The sequence below is a fragment of the Pseudomonas sp. 50_B genome (genome assembly GCF_017491625.1).
Lineage (GTDB): Bacteria > Pseudomonadota > Gammaproteobacteria > Pseudomonadales > Pseudomonadaceae > Aquipseudomonas > Aquipseudomonas danubii.
In genome coordinates this window covers 98,860-123,949 of record NZ_JAFGYX010000005.1, presented here as the reverse complement: position 1 = coordinate 123,949, position 25,090 = coordinate 98,860, and the positions used below count along the sequence as shown (strand labels likewise).

The window sequence follows — 25,090 nt, the reverse complement described above, 5'->3', positions numbered from 1 at the left end:
AAGTTGCGACTCAGGCTCAGATAAATGAGGGTGTTGACAACACTACGTTCATTACGCCGCTCAAACTGTCTTGGCGAGTTGCAACGGAAACTATTGGAGGTACGGCAAAGGTTGCGACTCAACTTCAGGTACTAGCTGGGGTAGATGACTCAACGATTGTCACACCTAAAAAACTGCAGGCTGCGTTTTCAGACCGTTTTATCCATTCTCCTGTTGCCCCTAAACCAACTGATGGCTCGGTCGGTACGCTTTGGCTGCAGTACGAGGAACCATAATGAACTTCCACGTAAAACTGGATGGCGGTTACCTGCCTGGTGTCATGCCTTATGTGAAACTTGCAGACGGCTGGCGAGAGGGGGCGGAGCTGTTCATCAAAACCGAAAGTGGGTGGCGCACGGTCTGGCGGCGAACCATTGTGTTTATCAACACAGTAGAACGAGCGGGTGCGAGCATTTTTGACCTCATGGGCAAGCCGACCAAGGCGCGACGTTATCTCTTTATCAACCGTGCAATGATCTACGGTGGTGGGAAGGGATACTCATTGAGAACGGGAGTTTTTCCACCAGGCTCCACGCTAAAAATCATCAATGAACACTACATCCGTGGTGCGGGTGGCGCGGGGGCTTATCCCGCTCGGCCCTTGCCAGGCGCCACAGCTGTTGTTCTTGATTTTCCTGCAACGCTCGATAACCGCAATGGCTACATTTTCGGTGGCGGAGGTGGCGGCGGGGATGCCTACTGGCCCAACGTACTGCATACCGGAGGTGGCGGTGGCGCGGGACGTCCTGGCGGCGCAGGTGGCGGAATGTATCAAGTTTCTACTTACGGCTATGGCTACCCAGCGGCAGGCAGTTTGGATGCTGGTGGCGCTGGGGGCTGGTATACAGCCGGATGGAACGGTGGCGCAGGCGGCGCTCCTGGTAGCCCCGGTGCAGCGTCGACCAATGCACCTGGTGCTGGTGGCTATTCGATTGAGAAAAATGGCAACAACTTGATCTTTGAAGGGGGCAACAGCCCTGATCGAGTAAAGGGGAATATCTTGTGAGTGGATTTAAAGTTCTCTCTGTGTCGGCTCCCGCTGGCACCATGCTTGTCGACTGGGGAAATGTGACGTTAAACCACTATATCCCCCAAGAAATCTTAACTAACCCTGACATCGACTCGGTGGCATTGGCAAAAGTCATCGAAGGTATGCGGCCGGCACCTGCAGTCACGTTGCCGCTGCCTGATGCGCTCCACGCTATGGTTGAACCTTTCAACCAGGGTGAGGATGAACGAATCTGGCGAGCTGCCGAGTTGGCGGCCGTTACATGGCTGCGCGACCGCCATCGAGATCAGCTTGAAATCAAAGTGCCTACTGCCCTTTCGGACAATCAGTACAACGAGCTGCTTGTGTACATGCAATCCCTACGCGACTGGCCGCAATCCCCGGACTTTCCACAGATTGAACATCGCCCGGTGGCGCCGCCCTGGATCGCCGAGCAAACCGATTAAACGCCCCGCACCGCCGGGGCGTTTTCTTTCCCGCTTCCCACCAATCAATCATCCCTACGAGCCCCCTTCACCCGGGGCTTTTTCATGTCTGGAGTTTATCCATGAGTGGTTTTTTCCACGGCGTTACCGTAACTAACGTCGACACCGGCACGCGCACCATTTCGCTGCCGTCGTCTTCGATCATCGGCCTGGTGGACACCTTCACCGAAGGCCCGACCGCCACTGCCAAGGTCAATGACCTGCTGCTGATCACCAACGAGCGCGAGGCCATTGCCGCCTGGGGCCCGGATGCGGCCATCACCAAGGCCTGCCAGGCCATCTACCAGCGGGCCAAGGCGGTGATCGTCGCTTGTGGCGTGGCCAAGATGACCGACGCGGCCGAGCAGACTTCGGCGATCATCGGCGGGGTGCTGGCCGACGGCAAGCGTACCGGCCTGCAGGCGCTGCTGGACGGCAAGAGCCGTTTCAACGCCCAGCCACGTCTGCTGGTCACCCCCAAGCACAGTTCGACCCTGGCCATCGGCACCGCCCTGGTGGCCCTGGCGGACAAGCTGCGTGGCCTGGCTATTCTCGATGGTCCCAATACCACCGACGAAGCGGCCATGGCCTACGCCAAGAACTTCGGTGCCAAGCGCGCCTATATGGTCGACCCGGGTGTTCAGCACTGGGATAACGGCGCCAATGCCACCGTCGATGCGCCGGCCTCGGCCTGGGTTGCCGGTCTGTTCGCCTGGACCGACAACGAGTACGGCTTCTGGGCCTCGCCGTCGAACAAGGAGTTCGTCGGCATCACCGGCACCAAGCGGCCGATCGAGTTCCTCGACGGCGATGAAACCTGCCGCGCCAACTTGCTGAACAACGCCAACATCACCACCATCATTCGCGATGCGGGCTTCCGCCTGTGGGGCAACCGCACGCTGTCCAGCGATCCGAAATGGGCCTTCGTCACCCGGGTGCGGACCATGGACATCGTCATGGACGCCATCCTCTTCGGCCACAAATGGGCCGTGGACCGCTCGATCACCGCGACCTACGTCAAGGACGTCACCGAGGGCCTGCAGGCCTTCATGCGTGATCTGAAGAACCAGGGCGCGATCATCAATTTCGAGGTCTACGCCGACACCGAGCTCAACACCGCCAGCCAGTTGGAGCAGGGCAAGGTGTACTGGAACATCCGCTTCACCGACGTACCGCCCGCCGAAAACCCCAACTTCCGGGTCGAGGTCACCAACCAGTGGTTGACCGAAGTCCTCGACCAAGCCGCTTAAGGAGCCGCAGCAATGGCAATGATTCCCGAAACCCTGGCGAACATGAACCTGTTCGTCGATGGCATCAGCTTTCAAGGCGACGTGCCGAGCCTGACCCTGCCCAAGTTGACCCTCAAGACCGAGGAACACCGTGTTGGCGGCATGGATGTGCCGGTGGAACTGGACATGGGCATGGAGAAACAAGAGGCCGGCTTCACCACCACCGGCGTGCGCCGCGAGTCGCTGAAGATGTTCGGCCTGGCCGATGGCAGCGGCTTCAACGGTGTGTTCCGTGGCGCCTTCAAGGGCCTCAAGGGCAAGGTCACCCCGGTGATCGTCACCCTGCGCGGCCTGCTTAAAGAGGTCGACATGGGCGACTGGAAGTCCGGCGACAAGGCCGAGATCAAGCACAACGTGGCCCTGACCTACTACAAGCTGGAAGTCGACGGTCGCCTGATCTACGAGATCGATGCCCTGGGCATGAAGCGCGTGATCAATGGCGTCGACCAGCTCGCCGCCCAACGTTCGGCCCTGGGCCTGTAAGGAAGACACCTCATGTCTCAAGCAAGCGACAAGACCCCGAGCTGGATGACCCTGAGCAGCGACAGCGTGATGGTGGCGCTGAGCAAGCCGGTGGAGATGAACGGCGTGGTCTGCGACCGGCTCACCCTGCGGGCGCCGACGGTGCGTGATGTGCGCGCCGCCAGTGCCGCCGGCGTTGGTGACGATGAACAGCGCGAGCTGATGCTGTTTGCCAGCCTCGCGCAAATCAGCACCAAGGACCTGGAGAGCATGGCACTCAAGGACTATCAACGCCTGCAGGCCGGCTATTTTCGCCTGGTGCAAGACGACGAGCTTTGATCCGGCGGTGATGAAGGTGGCGGCGAAACGGCTCGCTCGCGAGCTGCATTTCGCCGCTGAGGAAATCATGACCATGAGGTTTTCCGACATGGTCTGGTGGCTCACGGATTGAGCCCGTCACCCAAGGATCAGGAGAAGCACATGGCGAACAAACTGGTATCGGGGTTGGTGGTAGTGGGTACTGCCCTCAGTTCGACCTGGGACGCCGCCTTCAAGACGGTGGAAGACCGGATCAAGCAGCTGGAGCAGCAGGGCAGCAAGGCCAGGGTGCTGGAAAAGACCATCGGCCAGACCCTGCGCCTGCAGGATGAATGGAAAAAGGCCCATGACACCGGCGCCGCTTCCGCGGCCGGGCTGTTGCGCCGCTTGGAAGAAAGCCGCAACGGACTGCGCCAGCAGGGTATTGAGGTGCACAAGCTGCGCCAGGAATATCAAGCGCTGGGCAAGGTGGCCCGGGGTTCTGAGCTTCAGGCTCGTGGGCTGCAGCAGGTAGCCCAGGGCAAGGCCGACTTCAAGGCGGCTTATGACTGGGCAAAGTTTGGAGTCGATAAGCTCCGCGCCCCGGTCAAGATCAGTGCTGATTATCAAGCGCTGATCCGCGACATGGCGATCAAGGCCAATGTGGTCAACCAGCCTCAGGAAGCGCAGCTGAGCCGCACGGTGATTCAGACCTCCCGTGACACGGGCATGGCCCGTAACGATGTGGCGGCTCTGGTGAGCCAGATGATGGCCAGCGGCATGTCGCTGGACAAGGCGCAAGGCTACACAGGGTTGGCCGCCAAGTTTGCGGTGGGGCAGGGCGCGAGCGTCGACGACACCGCGAAGCTGATGCGGGCCCTGGAGCTCAAAGCTGGAATCAGCGACCCCAAGGTCATGGAGCAGGCTCTTGAGGCCATCGCCCTGCAGGGGCAGGCCGGCAATTTCGAGGCGGCCGACATGGCGCGCTTGCTCCCGGCGCTGCTCAAGAGCGCGAGCGCGGAAGGACTCACCGGTATGGAGGCGGTGAGTCAGTTGGGGTCCATGCTGCAAGTGCAGATGAACACTGCGGGCAGTGCCGATCAGGCCGCTGGCCAACTGCAGAACTGGATCGAGAAAATCGGCTCCAGTGAGGCGGTCAAGGCTTATGAAGACGCCGGCATTGATTATCAGGCTTCGCTGAATACCGGTATCCAGAAGGGCATGTCGAGCCTGGAGGCGAGCTTTGCCCTGGCCATGCGCTACGTCAGGGCCATCGACCCGGCCAAGGCGGCGAAGATGGCCGAGGCCCAGGCGAAGATCAGCCAGGAAACCGACCCGGCCAAGGCCAAGGCCATGCTTGAGGCTCTGGAAGAGTCCCTGCGTACTGGTGACCTGTTTACCGATATGCAGATCAAGGCGGCCTTGCTAGCCCAGACCCAGGGTCGGCAGCAGTATGAGCAAGTGAAGAAGGACTCGTTGAGCGCTTCGGGGGTTATCGACAAGAACCTCGCGGAGCGTCGAGAAGCCTCCAAGCAGTTGTGGGCTGAAGCCGGTCACTCCATCGATGAAGGCCTGCGGGTCGTGGGGCAGGCCCTGCAACCGGTGACGGATCTGGTGGCCAAAAGCATCACCGTGGTGGTCGGAAAGCTGACCGAGCTGGCAGAGCACAACCCATCGCTGGTGCAGGGTGTGGTCGCTTTGGGCGCCGCGTATGTCGCGGTGCAAAAGCTCATGGCGGTCTACACCATGAGCAAGGGCCTGATCAATGTCTTGCGGGGTGGGTTGAAGATTGACCCCAAGGCGGCAAAGCGAGCGCCTGGCCGCAGTGCGGGAGGCATTGACTGCTGTGAGCTTGCAGGCAAGCCAAAGGCGAGAAAGCGAGCGCCCGGTCGCAATGCGCCAGGCATTGACTGTTGCGAGCCCATGATCGACTGCGGCTTGGACAAGCAACGCCGTCGGGGCCGTGGTGGGCGTAAGGCTGAAAGGCGCAGGCCACCTGCGAGGGGGGCGGGCATTCAAGGTGGCAAGAGCCCTTTGACGCCCAGTGGTCTGGAAAAAATGCCCAGAGGGGCGGTCAGGTCTGGCGTGGCCGGTGCCGCACTGAAAGGCGCTGGCTCTGTGGCCAAAGGTTTCGCACCTTTGCTCAAGGGCGGCGCGATCCTATCGGTGCTCGGTGCCGGTTTCCAGGTTGCGGACACCTATCTGAATGCCAAGACCCAGGATGAAAAAGCCGAAGGCTATGGCGAGGCGGCAGGCAATCTTGCAGGCGCCGCTGCCGGAGCAGCAGCAGGGGCCGCCATTGGTTCCGTGGTGCCGGTCATCGGTACTGTTATTGGTGGGCTGGTGGGCGGTGCACTGGGCGCCTGGGGCGGTTCTGCCGCTGGTGGGGCCTTGGGCAAAAAACTGTTTGGCTCCGACGACTCGCTCAAGCAAATGCCCGCAGCCGGTCCGCTGATGATGCGCAACGCCGGGCAGAACATCCCGCCGGTGATGGGCGATATCGCCAAGTCCTTCCAGCCGGGCCAGACGCCTCCGCTGATGGGGCAGGCCGCGCGTTCGCTGGCCAGTCCGGCACCGTCGGCGTCGAGCCTTTCGCTGAGCAATCCTCCGGAGCCGTTCAAATCGGCGGCACTACCGGCGATTGAACAGCAGTTCAGCTTCGCGCCTTACCTGTCGATTTCGGTGCAGGGCGATGTCAGAGATCCGGCGCAATTGGCCCGGGAGCTGGAACCCTATCTGCGCTTTCAGTTCGACGAATACAGCCGTCAGGCGGCGGGTCGTCAGTTGTTCGACGCGGCACACGTTTAAGGAGGTGGCATGGCCTATATGGAACAGCTGCAATCGGGGCTTACGTCCCTGGTGGCGGCAGCGGAGGCGGGGCGGCGCAGCGCCGATGAAATGCTCGGGCCCATGAACGGCGCCATCAGCGACATCACCGGCGCCGCCTCGGAGCTGGAAAATCTGCCCTGGGTCGGCCCGGTGCTGGGCGCCAAGCTGCAACGCACCATGCGCAGCATCGGCGCGGCGCAGTCGGCGGTGGGTGAAGTCGCGACCAAGTACAGCCAGGCCGTGACCGTGGCGGGGCAGATGCAGCAGCGTCTTGGCGCCCTGCAGGAGCAGGTGGCCAAGGCCGGCGCGGCGATCAACCGCATCGGCGGGCAAATCAGTCCGGCCCTGGGCAATATCTTTCCTTCCGGCGCGCTGGCGCCTCAGGACACCCCGGCGGCGGAGGCGGTGAAACCCTTCCCGCACCTGCTGATCCTGCAGCCCCTGGGGGCCGCGGCCGAGCCGTTCTACTTCAACCTCGATACCGCGGCCTTCGATGAGTTGCGCCGGCAAACCGGCTTTCGCTGGGCGGCCCAGGAGCGCCTGAGCCGCAGCATTGCGCAGCAGGCGGTGGGGCAGGGCGACGACAAGATCTCCCTCAAGGGCGCGATCTTTCCCGGGTTCAAGGGCGGGCTGGGGCAGTTGCAGGCGTTGCGCAGCATTGGCCGGCGCCTGCAGCCCCTGAGCCTGACCACGGGCTACGGTGAAGTGCTGGGCACCTGGTGCCTCACCAGCATCGACGAGGAACAGAGCCACCTGCTGGCGGGCGGCATTCCCCGCAAACAAGGGTTTTCACTGGAGTTTGTGAGCTATGGCAACGACCTGCAGAACCTCTGACGGCGATCTGCTCGACACCCTGTGTCATCGCTACTACGGGCACCTCAATGGCAGCGTCGAGGCGGTGCTGGACGCCAACCAGGGCCTGGCCGACGAGCCACAACCCTTTCGGGCCGGGGTACTGATCCTGCTACCGGAGCTGCCGATCCGCACAGAGGCGATGGTTCAGCTATGGGACTGACCTGGCCTCCACTCAACAGACCCCGCTGCGTGCGGGGTCTTCATTTTCTGGAGCACAGGCCATGACCCCGGTCTTTCGCATCCTCGCCGATGGCCGCGACATCACCGCGCAGATCAATGACCGGCTGCTGACCCTGCGCACCCTGGACAAACCGGGCATGGAAGCGGACGAGTTCGAACTGCGCATCGATGACCGTGACGGCGCGGTCGCCTTGCCCGGTCGTGGCGCCGCCATCGAAGTGTTCCTCGGCTATGCCGGGCAGGCATTGACTCGCCTGGGGCGCTACACGGTGGATGAAGTGGTGGTCAACGGGCCGCCGGATTCCATCGAGATCCGCGGCAAGGCCAGCGACATGCGCGGCAGTGGCAAGACCACCCGCAGCGGCAGTTGGGAGAGCGTGGCGCTGGCGCAGATCGTCCGCGATCTGGCGGCCCGCAACGGCTGGCAGCCGGTCTGTCCGGTGGCGACCAAGGTGCCGCGGATCGACCAGCTCAACGAATCCGACTTCAACTTCATCACCCGCCTGGCCCGGCAGTACGACTGCACCGCCAAGGTGGCCGAAGGCAGGTTGCTGGTGCTGCCCCGTCAGTCCGGGTTGAGTGCCAGCGGCAAGGCCCTGGGCGTTGTCAGCCTCAGCCGTCGCGACGTCAGCCGTTATCAGTTCCGCCTCAGTGACAGCAGCACCCACAAGGCGGTGCAGACCAAGCATCAGGACCCGAAGAGCGGCACGCTCAAGGTCATCGACCTGGGCAACAGCGACTCGCCGGCCAGCGTGCCGGCGGTGCACACCGATCGGCACCTGTACCCCAACAAGTCCGCCGCCGAGCAAGCGGCCAAGGCTCGCTTGGCAGCCTTCAACCGCAGCAGCGCCAGCCTGCGCCTGGAAATGCCCGGGCGCACCGATCTGTTTGCCGAGCGCCTGATCAATGCCCAGGGCTTCAAGGCCGGACTGGACGGCGAGTACCTGGTGGACTCGGTGGAGCAACTGTTCAACCCGTCGGGCTGGAGCACCACGGTCGAATGCAACGGCGGCAAACAAGGCAAGGCCAAAGCCAAGGCCAAGAAAACCCCCACCAAAAAACCACTCAGAGTGGTGCAGCTTTGACGCTGCGTCAGCCCCGCGAGCTTTGCCGTAGCCACCCCATGTGCAGCGTTGCGCTGCAACCCACTCTGCCTTTTCAAGTACGCGGACAATCCGCAGGAGTAGTCATGAACCCAGGCATCAGCAGCCCGGCCTCGAAGCGAGGCCTGCGCTTTCTGTTCCAGACATTGATCGTCGGCTGCAGCTTGCTGCTGGCGGCCACAGCCCATGCCGGGCCCTTTGTCCTGGCCTACACCGACGGCCAGGTCGAAGCCTCCTATAGCAACCTGCAAGCGTTCCACGGCAACCTGTCCGCAGTGGGCCTGGGCAGCATCTACGGGCTGACCGTCACCGGCCAGTTGCACCAGGAAGGGATGAACCCGACCAGCGAAAACATCATTCGCTTCGCCCAGTCCAAATCGCTGCCGCTGTACCCCACCGTCTCCGACTACAACGAAGGCATTGCTGATTTTGACCCGGCCATTTCCCACTCCATCGTCAACGACAAGACCTTGAGTGCCGGCAGCATCAAGCAACTGGTGAGGCTGGCCAGGGAGGGCGGTTTTGCCGGCATCAATCTGGACTTCGAACAGGTCGAACCGAGGAATGCCAAGGCCTTTTCCGCCTATGTCAAAGCCCTGGGCAACGCCCTGCATGCCAGCGGCAAGAAACTGATCATCAGCGTCCCGCCCAAGTCCAGCGACCGCGAGCCCGAGTACCTGCAAGGCTACGACTACAAGGCCCTGGGCACGGCGGTGGATTACGTCCAGGTCATGACCTACGACCAGGTCGGCCCGGGCTGGAGCAGCGGCGGTTTCCATGACGAAGTCTGGCCCGGCCCGGGCTCCGGCGCCGACTGGCAACGGGCTGTGCTCGGCTACGCGGTATCGCGAGTCGCGCCGGGCAAGGTCCTGGCCGGGCTGCCGGCCTACGGTCAGGACTACAGCATTGGCAACCGGGTGCACTGGTCGGCCTATCGGGAAATCATTGCCGAGCACCGCGCCGTCACCCACCGGGACGCCGCTTCCGCAACGCCTTACGCCACCTGGGGGCCAGTGAAGAGCTTCGCCGATGGCGTGGAATGGACCCCGGAGCGCGCGCAGCCGGTGCTCTGGTACGACGATGCCACGAGCATCAAGACCAAGACCGCGCTGGTGACCAAGCTGGGCCTGGGCGGCACCAGCGTCTGGGCCATGGGCTATGAAAATGCCGAGTTCTGGACGGCGCTGCAGGCGGGGCTCAATGAAGGTCGAGCACTGCTGCCTGTCGGGCAGGAGTGAGAGGTCGATCAGCGAAAAAACAGCGGCCGTAGAACCGCGTTTCCTGCGGCATCGCAGTCCTTGCCGGCGGAAGTCTATGCGTTGCGCGTAATGTCCCGGGAGTTGCCGGGAGCCTGAGCTTTAACCATACAGGTGCCGGATCAACGTCTATCGGCTCCTGTCGACGTGAAGGAATAGATCAATGGCTTCGCAAAAGCATCTTCAGTTCATGAATTTCCTGGCAAGGGTTGTCGCGCCTGCCTGCAGCATCGACGACGATCTGTGTACCGGTGTGGAGCTTCTGCCATTGCGTGCTCGCGCCGTGGAGTGGGAGCGGTTTGTCGATCTGGGAGCGACATCGGTCTCGCAGATTGACCAGGGGGGCGGCCCGGCGGTCACGTTCGAGGTCTTGCTTGACCCGCAAAAGTGCCACGGCGCGAAGACGGTTCAGGTCTATTTCGATGGTGTTAGCCATGACGGCCTGACACTGGAGAACGAGCGCAGCGGAGCGAGCGCGGCGCGAAATGTCGGTGTGCAGATCCTGGACGCGCTCGGCAATGCCCTGACCCTGGGGCAAGCCGCTGCGCACTACCCCGCGGATACCGACAGGTTGCAGTTCATGGCTCGACTGGTCGGAACTCAAGGGCCGGTCACGGCCGGACTCTACGCCGCGCTGTCCGAGTGCGTGATCGTTTATGCCTGAACCTGGGGTCCTGCGGGCATTCGCAGGACCCTGTCATCGGCCTGGGGCGGATGCTTCAGGCTACTTCTCTCCCACCCGCTGCGGCGGGTTTTTTGTGCCTTGGAGAAACCTATGGCAACTGCTTCCCGAGAGGCCCTGATGCTCGATCGTGGCAGCCCGCAACGGACCTGGATCGGTCCCGGTCCTGGAGCCACTCGATGAAACTCAGCGCTGTTATCAACCAGCTGCACAGCCAGTGTCCCCGTCTCAGCGGGCGCATTCTGGCGGGCATCAACCTCGATACTCTGGGCGGTAACACCAGCCAACCCCTACCGGCTGCGTACTGGGCTCCGATCAACGACTTGGCTTCCGGCAACACTGCCCAGAACGTCCACCGCCAGACCATCCGCGACCGTTTCGAAGTCGCCTTGCTCCTCGACGCCACCGACCCACAACAAGCTCTGGACCAACTCCACGACCTGCGCGCCGAAGTCTGGCGCGCCCTGGTCGGTTTCAAGCCCGGCGCCGAGTACAACCCGATCCAATACGACGGCGGTGAACTGGTGTCGTTCGACGCCACCCGCCTGCTCTACCGCCTGCGCTTCTTCGCCGAGTTCCAGCTGGGGCGCAATCTGCCCGGGCAGCCGGCGGAAACCTGGCATGAGCGTGAACTCGACGGCTTGCCGTCCTTTACCGGGGTCACGGTGCGGGTCGATGCCATCGATCCGGCGGACCCCAATTTGAAGAAACCGGGCCCCGACGGGCGCCTGGAGCTGACTTTTTCAGGAGAGCTGAAGCAATGAGCAAACGCATCACCGTGCTGCCGGTCGCTGGCCGCGCCGTACCGGACCCGGAAGCAGGCGATCTGCTGCCCGCCTCCGGCCGTGAAGTGCCGGACAACGCCTGGTGGCGCCGGCGTCTGGCCGATGGCGATATCACTAGCAAAGCCGTGAAAGCGGCGAAATCTCAAGGAGCCAAATAATGGCGATCGGTTTCAGCAATATCCCGGCGGACATCCGTGTTCCGCTGTTCTACGCCGAGATGGACAACTCGGCGGCCAATAGCGCGTCTTCGGCCATGCGCCGTCTGATCGTCGCCCAGGTCAATGACAACCAGGCCGGCGATGACCTCGGCAAGCTGGTGCTGGTGTCCAGCGTGGCCCTGGCCAAGAGCATCGGCGGGCAAGGTTCGATGCTCGCCTCGATGTATGAAACCTGGCGCAAGACCGACCCGGTGGGCGAGATCTGGTGCCTGCCGCTGCACAGTACTGAAGGCAGCGTGGCCAAGGCCGAGCTGAAGCTCACCGGTAGCGCCAGCGCCGCCGGCCTGCTCAATCTGTACGTCGGCGGTGTGCGGGTGCAGGCCTCGATCGTCAGCGGCGCCACTGCCGCTCAGGCGGCCAGCGCCCTGGCGCTGAAGGTCAATGCGGCGGTGGACCTGCCGGTGACCGCAGCAGCGGTCGACGGCACGCTGACCCTGAGCGCCAAGTGGACCGGCGACAGCGGCAATGACATCAGCCTGCAACTCAATCGCCTGGGCAAGAGTAATGGCGAAGAAACCCCGGCCGGCCTGACCCTGGTGCTGGGCAAGATGGCCGGCGGCACCGGCGTGCCGGATCAGGTCGCGGCCCTGGCGGCCCTGGGCGACGAGCCGTTCGAGTTCATCTGCATGCCCTGGACCGACACCGCCAGCCTCAATGCCTGGCAAGCGGTGATGGACGACAACACCGGCCGCTGGTCCTGGGCCAAGCAGCTGTTCGGCCATGTCTACAGCGCCAAGCGCGGCACTGTTGGCACCCTGGTGGCGGCCGGTCAGGCGCGCAACGACCAGCACATCACCATCCAGGCCCTGGAAACCGGCGTGCCACAACCTGTCTGGGTTCAGGCCGCAGCCCTGGCGGCGCGGACTTCGGTGTTCATCTCCGCTGACGCCAGCCGTCCGACCCAGAGTGGCAGCCTGCCGGGGATCGATCCGGCGCCGGCCAGCGAACGCTTCACCCTCACCGAGCGTCAGTCGCTGCTCAGCTACGGCATCGCCACCGCCTACTACGAAGGCGGCTACATGCGCATTCAGCGGGCGATCACCACCTACCAGAAGAACGCCTACGGCCAGGCCGACAACTCCTACCTGGACAGCGAAACCATGCACCAGTCGGCGTTCATCGTGCGTCGCCTGCAAAGCGTGATCACCAGCAAGTACGGGCGCCACAAGCTGGCCGCCGACGGCACCCGTTTCGGCGCCGGCCAGCCGATCGTCACCCCGAGCACCATTCGCGGTGAGCTGATCGCCCAGTACGCCAAGCTGGAGCTGGAAGGCCATGTGGAGAACGCCGACCTGTTCGCCGAGCACCTGATCGTCGAGCGCGACGTGCAGGACCCGAGCCGGGTCAACGTGCTGTTCCCGCCGGACTACATCAACGGCCTGCGGGTGTTTGCGCTGCTCAACCAATTCCGTCTGCAGTACGACGCCGCGGCCTGAGCCGGACCTGCATCACTGCGCTTTTTCAGCCCGCCTTGAGCGGGCTTATTTTTTGGGAGAAACATCATGGGTCAACTGATTGCGGGCACCTGCTACGTCAAAGTGGACGGCGCTCAACTGACCATCAGCGGCGGCTGCGAAGCACCGCTGATGGCCGTCAAGCGGGAAACCGTGGTTCCGGGTTTCTACAAGGAAACCGATCTCACCCCGTCGTTCAAAGTCACTGCGCTGCACACCCCGGACTTTCCGCTCAAGCAGCTGATCGAAGGTGTCGACATGACCGTCACCTGCGAGTTCGCCAACGGCAAGGTCTACGTGCTGGCCGGCGCCTACCTGGTGGACGAGCCTATTGCCAAGGGCGATGACGCCAGCATCGAGCTGAACTTCGAAGGGCAGAAGGGGACCTGGCAATGAGCAATACGGTGAAGCTGCAGGTGCCGATCGAGGCCCACGGCGAGCCTCTGGCCGAACTCACCCTGCGCCGTCCGACGGTGCAGGAAGTGCGGGCGATCAAGGCGCTGCCGTACAAGATCGACAAGAGCGAAGAAGTCAGCCTCGACATGGACGTCGCGGCCAAATACATCGCGGTCTGCGCCGGTATTCCACCGTCCTCGGTGAACCAGCTGGACCTGGTGGACCTCAACGCCCTGAGCTGGGCGGTGGCGAGTTTTTTCATGAGTGCGGCATCGCAGCCATCGCCGACCTGATCGCTGTCGCCTATGACCTGGCCTGGTTCTGGAAGGTCGACCCCGAACAGATGATGGCCAGGCCACTGGATGTGCTCCGGGAATCCCTGGAGCACGCGCAACGGATCAATGCGATGCAGCAGGTGCAGTGATGGCAGACACACAAACCGTAGAGACGAAGTCGGTGCTGTTGACCGGCATCGACGAACTGTCACCCAAACTCGTCGCCCTTCAAGGCAAGGTCGACTCTTTCAAGAAAAAACTTGAGCAGACCGGACTGGGCAAGCTGGATATCAGTGGTCTGTTCAAGGGCGGCAGCCTGATCACCCCGTTTCTCGACGGGATCAAGGCCTGCGACGCGTTCAAGGGCAAACTGGCCGAGGTCGGTGACTCCAGTGCGTCGGCCGACGCGGCCAAAGGCATGAATGTATTCAGTCAGTCCATGGCCAAGGTGTCCTCGGCCATTGATGCCGCGCTGGCGCCAGCGGTGGGGGCGCTGGTGGTCGGTCTGGAGCCCATGCTCAACAGCGTGGGGATACTGCTCGACGACAACCCCAAGCTGGTGGAGGGGCTGGCGATGGGTGCCATTGCCTTCTCGGCGATGCAAACCGCCGTGACGGGCGTGACCCAGGTGCTCGACCTGATGGGCACCGTGGCCAAGGCCAACCCGGTGATGCTGATTGCTATGGGCATTGCCCTGGCGGCCGGTGTGATCATTGCCAACTGGGGGCCGATCTCGGCCTTTTTTGTCAGTCTCTGGGAGGGCGTAAAGAATCTTGCGGCGCAGGCGTTGGAAGGGCTGAAAACCCTGTTCAGCTGGACGCCCTTGGGCATGCTGATCGGCAACTGGGGGACCATCACGGCGTTCTTTGCCGGGCTCTGGGACAGTATCAAGGCGATGACGGCTTCGGTCGTCGGCTTCCTCAAAGAGGTGTTCTCCTGGTCACCTCTGGGACTGATCATCGATAACTGGGCTGGGTTGACGGGCCTGTTCGCATCCATCTGGGAGTCGCTCAAGGCCTTGACGGTACCGGCGATGGCCTTTCTAAAAGGCCTGTTCGACTGGGTGCCGATGGACATGATCACCAAGAGCTGGGGCGCGGTCACCGGTTTCTTCGCGTCGATCTGGGGAGTGTTGCAAACGGGCATTCAGGCGATCAAAACGGTGTTCCAGACGCTGTTCGACTTTTCTCCGTCCGTGTTGCTTTACAACAACTGGGGGGCTGTCAGCAGCTTCTTCAGTTCGATCTGGGCGGCGCTGCAACCGGGTATCGACGGGGTCAAGAAGGTCCTGCAAACCCTGTTCGACTTCTCTCCGCTGGTGATTCTTTACAACAACTGGGGCGCGGTTACGGGCTTTTTCAGTTCGATCTGGGCCGAATTGCAACCGGGTATCGACTCGATCAGGAAGGCCATTGAAGTCCTGTTCGACTGGTCGCCGATGGAGCTGATCATGACCAATTGGGCCCCCATCGCCGATTGGTTTTCCGGGCTGTGGAGCAAGCTTCAAGAGCTGATGGTGCCGATCAAGGAGCTGTTCGAGGGCGGTTTCGGAGGGCTGATTGCCACGGTCACCGGCAAGGTCGAAGGCTTTACCGAGGCGCAAAGGCAAATCAACGCCGAGGGTAAAGGCGGGCTGGCATCACCCTTTGCCGCAACCCAGGGCAGCTCGCTGACCCAGAACTCCAGTGCCCTGATCCAACAGAACGCTGCCAACAACCGCACGCAACTCGAAGGCGGGTTGACCGTGCGTTTCGAAAACGCCCCGGCAGGCCTGCGTGCCGAACAAGCCAAGACCAATCAACCAGGCCTGAACGTGGCTTCGACCCTGGGCTATCGCTCACTTTCCCTAGGAGGTTCCAATGGCGGATAACTGGCGTGATCGTTTGTTGCCCGCGTCCTTTCGCGGCGTGCCGTTCTGGGTCGATCAGGCGAAAACCCCGGTGGGCCAGAAAGGTCAGTTGCACGAGTACCCGCAGCGCGATCAGCCGTTTTTCGAGGGCCTTGGCCAGCAGGCGAAAATCCACGATCTGACGGCCTTTATCGTCGGCGCCGATTGCCTGGCGCAGCGCGACAGGCTGCTCAAGGCTCTGGAAGAGGGCAGCGGCGAGCTGGTGCACCCTTGGCTCGGGCGGATGCAGGTCAAGGTCGGCGAATGCGAGATGACCCAGAGCCGCCAGGACGGCGGCCTGGTGACTTTCAGCCTGAAGTTCTACCCGGACCAGCCGTTGCGCTTTCCCTCGGCGGTGGTCAATACCCAGCAGCAGGTGCTGGTGGCCAGCGATACCTTGCTGGGGGCGGCGGTGCTGCGGTTCGAGTTTGCCACCAACCTGATCAAGCAGGCGCGGATCGGCGTGGCGTCTTTGCGCCAGGGGCTGGCGGACGTGTATCAGGTCATCGAGCACGAGTTCAAGCCGTTGATCGAGTTCTATGGCGATCTCAACACCCTGGTCAAAGCGGTCAAGGAAATACCCAAGGAGCTGAGCACGGAGTTCAAGGGGTTGCTGGACGATGTACGCGGGCTCAAGGACTTTGCCCGTAGCGGCTATCGGCAGATGCTCGCCGATATTTCCCAACAGGTGGAGGCGGCCCGGCGCATTGATGCGCCGAAGCTGACCACCGGCAAGGACACCACGGCGGCGGCCGAGGCGGTGGCCAACCTGGTGCAGGATGCGCTGCTGGTGCAGATCGCCCGGCTGGTGTCGGCGTTACCGGTGGCCACGCCCGTGGTGAAGCTCAAGAACACGCCGCCCCTGGCGCAGCAGGCCAGCCGGCCGGTGCAGCGCCTGGAAGTGCCGGTGGCCGACGATGTGCTGGCGCTGCGCGATCAGTTCAATGAGCTGATCTGGCAAGCCGCGCTCAAGGCCGACGCGGTGCATTACCAGGCGCTCAACACCCTGCGTCAGCAGGTGCAGGGGCACCTCAATGCGGTGGCGTCCTCGGGGGTGCGGCTGGTCAGCCTCAGCCCCAAGAGCAGCCTGCCGGCGCTGGTGCTGGCCTATCAGCGGTTTGCCGATGCGACGCGGGTCGGTGAAGTGGTGCAGCGCAACCGGGTGGCTCATCCGGGCTTCCTGCCGCCGGCTGATCTGCAAATCGCTCGGGAGTGACCCATGGACGAATTGGCAAATATCGTCACCCTGACGGTGGACGGGCTGGACTACAGCGGCTGGAAGAGCGTGGAGATCAGCGCCGACCTGGAGCGTCAGTTCCGCACCTTCAGCCTCAACATCACCTGGCAATGGCCGGGGCAGGATGCGCAGGTACGCATCCGCCCGGGCGCTCGCTGCCAGGTGCGCATCGGTTGCGACCTGGTGCTCACCGGGCATGTCTACAAGGCGCCGATCAGCTATGACGGCCAGCAGATCAGCCTGAGCGTCCAGGGCAGTTCCTTGACCCAGGATCTGGTGGATTGCGCGGCCATCAACCGGCCGAGTCAGTGGCGCCAGCAGGACGTGCTGAGCATCGTCCGCGCCCTGGCCGGCTCCTATGGGGTCGGGGTGCGCAGCGAGATCGCTCCAACCAGCAAGCTGCACACCCACAGCATCGTGCCGGGGGAGACGGTGTTCGCCTCCATCGACCGTTTGCTGACCCTGTACCGGGTATTTTCCACCGACGACGCCGACGGTTACCTGCTGCTGGCGGCGCCGGGCAGTGGTGGGCGCGCCAGCGATGCCCTGGAGCTGGGCAAGAACATCCTCTCGGCCAATGCACCGATGGATTTTTCCGCGGTGTTTTCCGAGTACCGGGTGATCGGCCAGCACAAGGGCAGCGACCAGAGCAGTGGGGCTGCAGTCAGCGAAGTATCCGGCCAGTCCAGCGATGCCAGTGCTTCACGCAAACGGGTGACGGTGATCAGCGAGGCGGCGCAACTGAGTGCCGAGCTGGCTCAGCAGCGCGCTGACTGGGAGTGCGGCACCCGCACCGGCAAGGCCCTGACCACCACCTACCAGGTGCAGGGCTGGCGCCAGAGCAATGGCGATTTGTGGCGCCACAACACCCTGGTGCGAGTGATCGACCCGGTGCTGGGGTTCGACCGGGACATGCTGATCTCCAAGGTCACCTGGTCGCTGTCCGAGCAGGGCTCGATCACCACCCTGCAGGTGGCGCCGCCGCAGACCTTCGACGCCAACCCGACACCCGGCAACACCTGAAACCCGCGCCCATCCGTAGGCGCCGGGTGGCCGGCGAAGGCATCCGGCCCGAAACCGCGCAACCCCTGTTCGCCGGCAAGCCGGCTCCTACCCTCCAAGGAACTCAGCATGAGCCTACTGACACGCCTGTTGGCGCGGGGCACCGTGGTGCTCTCCAACTCGGCCAACAAACTGCAATCGCTGCAAATGCGCCTTACCGCCGGCGAGGTCAACGACGACATGGAGCATTTCGAGCCTTACGGTTTCACCAGCAATCCCCTGGCCGGCGCCGAGGGCATCGCCACCTTCCTCGGCGGCGACCGGTCACACGCGGTGGTGCTGGTGGTGGCGGACCGGCGCTATCGCCTCAAGGCCCTGGCTGCCGGCGAAGTGGCGATCTACACCGACGAGGGCGACAAGATCCACTTCAAGCGCGGGCGGGTCATCGATATCGACACCGCGACCTTGAATATCCGCGCCAGCAGCGGCGTCAACATCGACAGCCCGACCCTGAGCATGAGCGGCAAGATCGTCTCCCAGGGCGATCAGGTCGCCGCCGGCATCAGCCAGATCAACCACGTCCACAGCGGCGTGCAACCCGGCCCGGCGCAGACCGGCGCGCCGGTGGGAGGTTAAGCATGTTCGCCACCTATGACCTGAAGAACGCCCTGACCCGGGCCGTGGAAATCAGCCTGTTCACCTGGCGCCGTGCTGCTGATGACGACGCTCTGGACGATGACCAGCGCTACGGCTGGTGGGGCGACAGTTTTCCCACGGTGGCCGACGACCGCATCGGCTCGCGGCTGTGGCTGCTGCGCCGGGTCAAGCTCAGCCGGCAGACCCAGCTCGACGCCGAGTTCTATGCCCGCGAGGCCTTGCAGTGGCTGATCGACGATGGCCACTGCAACGCCGTGGAGATCATGACCGAGCGCCTCGACGCCCAGCGTCTGAACCTGCGCACGGTGCTGATCCTGGCCGACGGCGAACGCCTGGACCTCAACCCCACTCACAGTTGGCAGGTGACCTATGCCGTTTGAAACCCCTTCGCTGCCGGTGCTGATTCAGCGCACCCAAAGCGACCTGGCCAGCGACTCGCTGCGCCAGTCCGATGCCCAAGTGCTGGCCCGCACCCTGAGCGGTGCCGCCTTTGGCCTGTATGGCTACCTGGATTGGATCGCCGAGCAGATCCTCCCGGACAAGGCCGATGAGTCGACCCTGGAACGCATCGCTGCCCTGCGCCTGAACCAGCCGCGCAAGGCCGCCCAGGCGGCCCGTGGCAGCGTCAGCTTCAACGCCGCGGCCGGTGCCGTGCTGGATGTCGACACCCTGCTGCAGAGCAGCGACGGTCGCAGTTACAAGGTGACGGCCGCCCGCACCGCCATCGCGGGGCTCAACAGCACCACTATCCAGGCGGTCGATGGCGGGACCCTGGGCAATGCCGATGCGGGCCTGGAATTGACCGCGGTGCAGCCGGTGCAAGGCATCGGCAACGCATTCACCGTCCTGGCCCCGGGGCTGACCGGTGGCGTAGCCCGGGAAAGCCTCGAGTCCCTGCGCTCCCGGGTAATCCGTTCCTACCGGATCATTCCCCACGGCGGCTCGGCGGACGACTACGAAACCTGGGCCCTGGAATGCCCGGGGATCACCCGTGCCTGGTGCCGGCGCAATTACCTGGGGCCGGGCACGGTGGGCCTGTTCGTCATGCGTGACGATGACCCGCAGCCGATCCCCAACGCCGAGCAACTGGCGCAGGTTCAGGCGTATATCGAGCCGCTGCGCCCGGTGACCGCCGAGGTGCATGTACTGGCCCCGGTGATGCTGCCGGTGATCTACAGACTGCGCCTGACTCCCGACACCAGCGCGGTGCGCGCCGCGGTCGAGGACCAGCTGCGCGACCTGCACAGCCGCGAGGCCGGCCTGGGCCAGACCCTGTTGCTCAGCCATATCCGCGAAGCCATCAGCAGCGCCACCGGCGAGCAGGATCACCAACTGCTGGCGCCCTTGGCCGATGTGCCGGCGGCGAACAATCAGTTGCTGGTATTCGGAGGTTGTCAATGGCAGCAATAAGAAGCGCCGCCCAGTACCAGGATCAGTTGCGCAGCCTGCTGCCCAGCGGCCCGGCCTGGGACCCGGAGCGGGTGCCGGAGCTTGAGCGAGTGTTGCAGGGCGTCTCCCAGGAGCTGGCGCGCATCGACGCCCGGGCCGTGGACCTGCAAAACGAAATGGACCCGGCCAGCGTCAGCGAACTGGTGACCGATTGGGAAAAGGTCATGAACCTGCCCGATCCCTGCCTGGGCCTGACCCCGCTGTTCGAAGACCGGCGCCTGGCCGTGCGCCGCCGCCTGTTGGCGGTGGGCAGCCAGCGCGCCGCCTACTTCGTCGAAATCGCCCGCAGCCAGGGCTACCCCAATGCCAGCGTCACTGAGCTGAGTACCCCGCGCATGGGCCGCTCACGCTTTGGTCATGCGCATTTCGGCACCTGGCGGGCGAACTTCATGTGGACCCTCAATACCGGTGGCCGCCTGCAACTGGGCCGGCGTTTCGGCGCGAGCTATTGGGGCGAACGTTTTGGCATGAATCCGGGGAGCGCCCTGGAGTGCCTTATCCATCGCAGTACACCGGCGCATACCCAGGTGTACATCAACTATGACTAGAGAAGACAAGAACAAGTGGATTATCCGAAAAGTGTTCCCAGCGTAGGGCTGGTGAACGGCAAGTTTGTCGACGAGAACCCGGTCACGGGGCAAGTCGGCTCACTGATTTCCTCGCAATGGGGAAACGCGGTTACCGATGAATTGCTCAATGTGATTCGTGCGGGTGGGAAGGAGCCGGCCGAGGCCGAGCACGACCAGTTGCTGGCGGCGATCAAGGCGATCGTCCGTGATTCGATTCCGCCAGAGAAGATTCGCAGCACCTTGGCCGAGTACGGCATCACCGACGCCTACACCAAGTCGGTGACCTACACCAAGGCCGAGATCGAGGCGCTGCTGAAGAACATGTCGGCCCTGCCGGTGGGGGCCATGGTGCCGTTTCCCAAGGGCACGGTGCCGGCGGGGTTCCTGGAGGTGGATGGCAGTGTGCAGAGCGCTGCGACTTACCCGGATCTGGCGGCTTATTTGGGGACTACGTTCAACACCGGGGGCGAGGGCGCGGGTAACTTCCGGTTGCCTGAGTCGCGGGGGGAGTTCTTTCGAGGTTGGGACCATGGTCGTGGCGTCGATAGTGGACGGAGTATTGGCAGTCGACAGGCCGCAACAATTGTCAGTGCGGGTGATGGGACGAAGACATCTGCTGCTGTTGTTTCGTTTTACAACGGCGCCGATGACAGCATTGAAGCCCATAAGTCGAGGCTTAACTCTGATGGCACACCTTCGTTCCCTCTGACCGGTATTTTAGATATTAATGCAGGGGCCACTGGATCTGATGCTACTCCTTACTCGGCTATGTATGTCCGCCCGCGCAACCTGGCAGTCATGTGGTGCATCAAAGCCTGGAACGCACCGAGCAATCAGGGAAACATCGATGTCGCTGCTCTAGCTGCCGAAGTTCAGAAGCTCAAAGCTCTATCGGGTAGCAGCTATCAGGGACTCTACGTTTCTGCTTCGGGAACCAATGCACTGATCTCGGTGAAGGCTCGCAGCCTGATTGTCGGTAAAGGTAGTGCGGCACAGGCATTGAATGCCGTGGACCTGAGTATCAACCTGCAAACCATAGGTCTGAACGGTCTCGATAGCGGTGTGCTTGCGGCTTCCAGTTGGTACAGCGCCTGGGTTGTATCCAATGGCACTCAAGTCGCCGGTATTGCTGCCTTGATGCCGGCAGTCCAGTGTTCGACCATCGTCGGTTCGGCAGTCGTTACCGGCATTGCCAGCACTTCTTCAATGCGTGTTGGAATGCCGTTCGGTGGAGCAAGCTTTCCGCCAGGAACTTTCATCAAGTCTGTTGACTCGTCGAGTCAGATCACGGCGAGCGTGCCTGCGCTCATGACCGCCGTAGATACAACGCTGAGGTTTGTGTTTGAACCGATTATTCCCGCAGGTTTCATTGCGACGCGCGTGAGCGCATTTTTCACAGACGCTACGGCAAACCGATACCCACTGTCATATGTACAGGCCGGTCGGAGCAGTCGTTACAAAGTTGCGTCAGGTTCGAACCTGGCATCACTTCCAATGATGGCGTCGGGGGCCATGGGGACCGCCACAGCTCTTGTTGCTGTCAGCATTTTCCAGTTTGTTCCGCCAACGGCCACAGGTATCTGCCTTCAACTACTTGGGGCAACCAACAGCAACTCTTCAGCTGCGCCAAACGCAAGTTACATCGGTGGTTACATTGGGCCCAATAGTCCACCGCTCAATAGCACCGGCTCTACTAATACGCAGCACAATACCCAGGGGCGGTTTGTGCTGGAGGAGCCAAGAGTTTACTACTGGGGAGCAGGCGCCGCAGGGCTGATGTGTTATGGCTGGGAGGACGATGTATGAGTTGGGCTGTACGAAATGATGGTGTTCAGGGGTGGCGTGCGATAGAGGGGGCTGATGAGCTTTTTTCGAATGAAGTTTATTCAGAATTTGAGCCCGTGCAGGTGATGCCTTCCCCTCCTAGTATTGAAGAGCTTTCTGTTCTAGCGAAGGCACAACGAAGTGAGTTGCTGACGTTAGCTGCATACAGGATGGGCCCATTACAGGATGCAATGGATATCGGTTGTATTACAGACGTAGAAGCAAGGCAGCTTTTGCTGTGGAAAAATTATCGAATCAGTCTTAATAGGATTGAGGAGCAGGATTTATTTTCGAGTGATTTTCAGTGGCCTCTATCTCCAGATGAAATATTGAATCAATAAGCGCCCCGCCTCGCCGGGGCGTTTTCTTTTCCAGTTTTCTAACTATGTCCACACCGAGCTGTGTCGGTGTGGATGAATGACAACGAGAGGACAGACGAGTGGATTATCCAAAGAGTGTGCCAAGTGTTGGGTTGGTTAATGGGAAGTTTGTCGACGAGAACCCGGTCACGGGGCAAGTCGGCTCACTGATTTCTTCCGACTGGGGAAATGCAGTGACCGATGAATTGCTCAACGTGATTCGTGCGGGTGGGAAGGAGCCGGCCGAGGCCGAGCATGACCAGTTGTTGGCGGCGATCAAGGCGATCGTGCGCGATTCGATTCCGCCGGAAAAGATCCGCACGACTTTGGCCGAGTATGGGATCACCGATGCGTACACCAAGTCGGTGACCTACACCAAGGCCGAGATCGAAGCGTTGCTGAAGAACATGTCGGCCTTGCCGGTGGGGGCCATGGTGCCGTTTCCCAAGGGCACGGTGCCGCCGGGATTCCTGGAGGTGGATGGTAGTGTGCAGAGCGCTGCGACTTATCCGGATTTGGCGGCTTATCTGGGGACGACCTTCAACACCGGAGGCGAGGGCGCGGGTAACTTCCGTTTGCCGGAGTCTCGGGGGGAGTTCCTGCGGGGTTGGGATCATGGTCGTGGGGTGGATGCTGGGCGGACTGTCGGCAGTTGGCAGGCCGATGAGTTCAAGAGTCATGCACACTCAGTCAAGGACAGTTCGAGTGCTGGAAGTGTGTTTGATTCTTGGGTTTATGGTGATACTGGTAACGGAGTTACTGATGATGAAAATCTAAGGACAAATCCATCAGGTGGAGTTGAAACCCGTCCTCGCAACCTGGCGGTGATGTGGTGTATCAAGGCCTGGAACGCTCCCATCAACCAGGGGAATATCGATGTCGCTGCGTTGGCTCCATTAGCTGTTCAGGCGACAGAGATGAATCAGGGTACAGCGAGGGTCGCGACGTTAGCGCAGACGTTTACAGGGACAGACGACTCCGTGATTGTCACTCCGAATAAGCTGCGATGGGGATTTTCAATCAGTCTTTCACCTAACGGATATATTGCTTTACCCAGTTGGCTAGGAGGATTCATTCTCCAGTGGGGGGTGGTCTCCGCAACTGGAGGTTCTGCCCCGTTTGGTACATTAAACTTTCCTATGGCATTTCCAGACGCTACACGTGTAGTGCTGGGCGCACCCGGTGCCACTAATATCAATGTAGGCCTCAATACTTCTGGATCAGGCGGTATCCCTATTGTTGCGTTTGACTTAATAACACTCACGGGCGCGAGATGGAGGCTTGATAGTAATAATGGAACTGCTATGAGTGCCGGAATTCCTATTCGTTGGATTGCAATTGGAAGTTGAGATCTGAGATGAAAAGACTTTATAGCAAGACAACACAGACGACATATCTCATGGGGGTTCATGCTCGTATCCCAATGGATGCTATCCAGATATCGGAGGCGCTTTATCAATCTGTGATTGGAAATCCTTTGCCTGGTCAGATTCGCGCGCATGATGAACAAGGGCTGCCATTCTTAATTGATGCGCCTAAAGTGGTCCAGGATTCTTCAAGCCAAGAGCGAGCGTGGCGCGATGAAAATCTGATGTCCGTCATATGGCTGCGTGAGCGGCACCGTGATCAATTGGAAATTAAAGCACCGACTAGTCTTGATAGTGAGCAGTTCAATACTCTGCTTGTGTATATCCAAGCTTTACGCGATTGGCCGCAATCTGCCAATTTTCCCAATAGTCGATATCGCCCTGTTGCACCATCGTGGATAACTGAACAGACCCAATAAACGCCCCGCACCGCCGGGGCGTTTTCTTATCCGACTTACAAACACAGAACATGCTTATTACCGAACAACAACTGCAACAAATCATGCCTAACGCCCGCCGCCAAGCGGGCGTTTTTGTTTCTCCACTCAACACCGCCATGGCTCATCGGCAGATCGATACGCCGAAGCGCCAGGCGGCCTTTCTTGCCCAGATCGGTCACGAATCCGGGCAACTGCAATACGTGCGCGAGCTGGGCAGTGATCAATACCTGAGCAAGTACGACACCGGCACGCTCGCGGCACGCCTGGGCAACACCCCCGAGGCCGATGGCGACGGCCAGCGGTATCGCGGGCGTGGGCTGATCCAGATCACCGGGCGCAGCAACTACCGCCAGTGCAGCCTCGGGCTGTTTGGCGATGAGCGCCTGCTGGAGTTGCCCGAGCTGCTGGAGCAGCCGCAATGGGCCGCCGAGTCGGCGGCCTGGTTCTGGGAGCGCGGCGGGCTCAATGCCCTGGCCGATCGCGATGAGTTCAACAGCATCACCCGTCGCATCAATGGCGGTTTGAACGGCTTGCAGGATCGCCTGCAACTCTGGGCCAGGGCGCGGGCGGTGCTGTGCCTGCCCGTGGTCTGAGTTCATGGGGAGGCGGGCACCTTCTGTAGCCGCTGCCGTAGGCTGCGATTGGACCTGGAGGGAAGGTCCTGCGGACCTTTTCGCAGCCTGCGGCAGCGGCTACAGGGATTTT

General features: G+C 61.9%; 28 protein-coding genes. All 28 read left to right on the top strand.

Going from position 1 to position 25,090, the window contains the following annotated elements; genetic code table 11:
- Nucleotides 1-274 precede the first annotated feature (274 nt).
- The 28 genes from J5M73_RS09045 to J5M73_RS08910 all read left to right on the top strand — a co-directional run bounded on the left by J5M73_RS09045 (nt 275) and on the right by J5M73_RS08910 (nt 24,978).
- Nucleotides 275-1,045 carry a hypothetical protein gene (locus J5M73_RS09045; RefSeq protein ID WP_146036383.1) on the top strand — a complete coding sequence of 257 codons (771 nt, stop codon included), beginning with the start codon at nt 275-277 and terminating at the stop codon, nt 1,043-1,045.
- The gene (locus tag J5M73_RS09040) at nt 1,042-1,494 is read left to right on the top strand and encodes a phage tail assembly chaperone (protein WP_242553905.1); all 453 of its coding nucleotides are present in this window, start codon (nt 1,042-1,044) and stop codon (nt 1,492-1,494) included. The genes J5M73_RS09045 and J5M73_RS09040 overlap by 4 nt, the downstream gene beginning before the upstream one ends.
- Nucleotides 1,495-1,595: 101 nt before the next feature.
- On the top strand, nt 1,596-2,762 hold the full coding sequence (locus tag J5M73_RS09035; protein WP_207167144.1) for a phage tail sheath family protein: 1,167 nt from the start codon (nt 1,596-1,598) through the stop codon (nt 2,760-2,762).
- Between the two features lie 12 nt (nt 2,763-2,774).
- Nucleotides 2,775-3,284 carry a phage major tail tube protein gene (locus J5M73_RS09030; RefSeq protein ID WP_016965333.1) on the top strand — a complete coding sequence of 170 codons (510 nt, stop codon included), beginning with the start codon at nt 2,775-2,777 and terminating at the stop codon, nt 3,282-3,284.
- Between the two features lie 12 nt (nt 3,285-3,296).
- Nucleotides 3,297-3,602 (top strand): phage tail assembly protein, encoded by a 306-nt coding sequence (locus tag J5M73_RS09025; protein WP_060842616.1) that lies wholly within the window; start codon nt 3,297-3,299, stop codon nt 3,600-3,602.
- 141 nt (nt 3,603-3,743) lie between these two features.
- Nucleotides 3,744-6,368 (top strand): phage tail tape measure protein, encoded by a 2,625-nt coding sequence (locus J5M73_RS09020; protein WP_207815408.1) that lies wholly within the window; start codon nt 3,744-3,746, stop codon nt 6,366-6,368.
- A gap of 9 nt (nt 6,369-6,377) precedes the next feature.
- On the top strand, nt 6,378-7,223 hold the full coding sequence (locus J5M73_RS09015) for a phage tail protein (protein ID WP_102861406.1): 846 nt from the start codon (nt 6,378-6,380) through the stop codon (nt 7,221-7,223).
- The gene (locus J5M73_RS09010) at nt 7,198-7,404 is read left to right on the top strand and encodes a tail protein X (protein ID WP_047302087.1); all 207 of its coding nucleotides are present in this window, start codon (nt 7,198-7,200) and stop codon (nt 7,402-7,404) included. The genes J5M73_RS09015 and J5M73_RS09010 overlap by 26 nt, the downstream gene beginning before the upstream one ends.
- A gap of 61 nt (nt 7,405-7,465) precedes the next feature.
- Nucleotides 7,466-8,509, top strand: a complete 1,044-nt coding sequence (locus J5M73_RS09005; protein WP_102861407.1) for a contractile injection system protein, VgrG/Pvc8 family — start codon at nt 7,466-7,468, stop codon at nt 8,507-8,509.
- Between the two features lie 104 nt (nt 8,510-8,613).
- Nucleotides 8,614-9,765 (top strand): glycosyl hydrolase family 18 protein, encoded by a 1,152-nt coding sequence (locus J5M73_RS09000; RefSeq protein ID WP_102861408.1) that lies wholly within the window; start codon nt 8,614-8,616, stop codon nt 9,763-9,765.
- Between the two features lie 181 nt (nt 9,766-9,946).
- Nucleotides 9,947-10,447 carry a fimbrial protein gene (locus J5M73_RS08995; RefSeq protein WP_102861409.1) on the top strand — a complete coding sequence of 167 codons (501 nt, stop codon included), beginning with the start codon at nt 9,947-9,949 and terminating at the stop codon, nt 10,445-10,447.
- A gap of 197 nt (nt 10,448-10,644) precedes the next feature.
- Nucleotides 10,645-11,229 (top strand): hypothetical protein, encoded by a 585-nt coding sequence (locus J5M73_RS08990; protein ID WP_102861410.1) that lies wholly within the window; start codon nt 10,645-10,647, stop codon nt 11,227-11,229.
- Nucleotides 11,226-11,408 (top strand): DUF2635 domain-containing protein, encoded by a 183-nt coding sequence (locus J5M73_RS08985; RefSeq protein ID WP_047302105.1) that lies wholly within the window; start codon nt 11,226-11,228, stop codon nt 11,406-11,408. The genes J5M73_RS08990 and J5M73_RS08985 overlap by 4 nt, the downstream gene beginning before the upstream one ends.
- A complete protein-coding gene (locus J5M73_RS08980; protein ID WP_102861411.1) occupies nt 11,408-12,904 on the top strand; it encodes a phage tail sheath subtilisin-like domain-containing protein in 1,497 nt (498 codons plus the stop codon). The genes J5M73_RS08985 and J5M73_RS08980 overlap by 1 nt, the downstream gene beginning before the upstream one ends.
- A gap of 66 nt (nt 12,905-12,970) precedes the next feature.
- Complete coding sequence (locus J5M73_RS08975) at nt 12,971-13,318, top strand: phage tail tube protein (protein ID WP_011059564.1); 348 nt, start codon at nt 12,971-12,973, stop codon at nt 13,316-13,318.
- Nucleotides 13,315-13,611 carry a phage tail assembly protein gene (locus J5M73_RS08970; protein ID WP_102861412.1) on the top strand — a complete coding sequence of 99 codons (297 nt, stop codon included), beginning with the start codon at nt 13,315-13,317 and terminating at the stop codon, nt 13,609-13,611. The genes J5M73_RS08975 and J5M73_RS08970 overlap by 4 nt, the downstream gene beginning before the upstream one ends.
- A gap of 130 nt (nt 13,612-13,741) precedes the next feature.
- A complete protein-coding gene (locus J5M73_RS08965) occupies nt 13,742-15,463 on the top strand; it encodes a phage tail protein (RefSeq protein WP_102861413.1) in 1,722 nt (573 codons plus the stop codon).
- Complete coding sequence (locus J5M73_RS08960; protein ID WP_102861414.1) at nt 15,453-16,697, top strand: DNA circularization N-terminal domain-containing protein; 1,245 nt, start codon at nt 15,453-15,455, stop codon at nt 16,695-16,697. Before J5M73_RS08965 ends, J5M73_RS08960 begins: the two co-directional genes overlap by 11 nt.
- 3 nt (nt 16,698-16,700) lie before the next feature.
- Nucleotides 16,701-17,741, top strand: a complete 1,041-nt coding sequence (locus J5M73_RS08955) for a phage baseplate assembly protein (protein ID WP_102861415.1) — start codon at nt 16,701-16,703, stop codon at nt 17,739-17,741.
- Nucleotides 17,742-17,849: 108 nt separating this feature from the next.
- The gene (locus J5M73_RS08950) at nt 17,850-18,356 is read left to right on the top strand and encodes a phage baseplate assembly protein (protein WP_102861416.1); all 507 of its coding nucleotides are present in this window, start codon (nt 17,850-17,852) and stop codon (nt 18,354-18,356) included.
- 2 nt (nt 18,357-18,358) lie between these two features.
- Nucleotides 18,359-18,757: a phage GP46 family protein gene (locus J5M73_RS08945; protein WP_102861417.1), complete on the top strand. Its 399-nt coding sequence runs from the start codon at nt 18,359-18,361 to the stop codon at nt 18,755-18,757.
- Nucleotides 18,747-19,787 carry a baseplate J/gp47 family protein gene (locus J5M73_RS08940; protein ID WP_102861418.1) on the top strand — a complete coding sequence of 347 codons (1,041 nt, stop codon included), beginning with the start codon at nt 18,747-18,749 and terminating at the stop codon, nt 19,785-19,787. The genes J5M73_RS08945 and J5M73_RS08940 overlap by 11 nt, the downstream gene beginning before the upstream one ends.
- A complete protein-coding gene (locus tag J5M73_RS08935) occupies nt 19,775-20,374 on the top strand; it encodes a putative phage tail protein (protein ID WP_102861419.1) in 600 nt (199 codons plus the stop codon). Before J5M73_RS08940 ends, J5M73_RS08935 begins: the two co-directional genes overlap by 13 nt.
- Before the next feature lie 15 nt (nt 20,375-20,389).
- The gene (locus J5M73_RS08930) at nt 20,390-22,201 is read left to right on the top strand and encodes a phage tail protein (RefSeq protein WP_102861420.1); all 1,812 of its coding nucleotides are present in this window, start codon (nt 20,390-20,392) and stop codon (nt 22,199-22,201) included.
- Nucleotides 22,198-22,560: a tail fiber assembly protein gene (locus J5M73_RS08925; protein ID WP_102861421.1), complete on the top strand. Its 363-nt coding sequence runs from the start codon at nt 22,198-22,200 to the stop codon at nt 22,558-22,560. The genes J5M73_RS08930 and J5M73_RS08925 overlap by 4 nt, the downstream gene beginning before the upstream one ends.
- A 98-nt stretch (nt 22,561-22,658) precedes the next feature.
- On the top strand, nt 22,659-23,927 hold the full coding sequence (locus J5M73_RS32155) for a tail fiber protein (RefSeq protein WP_308412653.1): 1,269 nt from the start codon (nt 22,659-22,661) through the stop codon (nt 23,925-23,927).
- Nucleotides 23,928-23,935: 8 nt separating this feature from the next.
- Complete coding sequence (locus J5M73_RS08915; protein WP_243433732.1) at nt 23,936-24,364, top strand: phage tail assembly chaperone; 429 nt, start codon at nt 23,936-23,938, stop codon at nt 24,362-24,364.
- 50 nt (nt 24,365-24,414) lie between these two features.
- Nucleotides 24,415-24,978, top strand: a complete 564-nt coding sequence (locus J5M73_RS08910; RefSeq protein WP_016966077.1) for a glycoside hydrolase family 19 protein — start codon at nt 24,415-24,417, stop codon at nt 24,976-24,978.
- Nucleotides 24,979-25,090 lie beyond the last annotated feature (112 nt).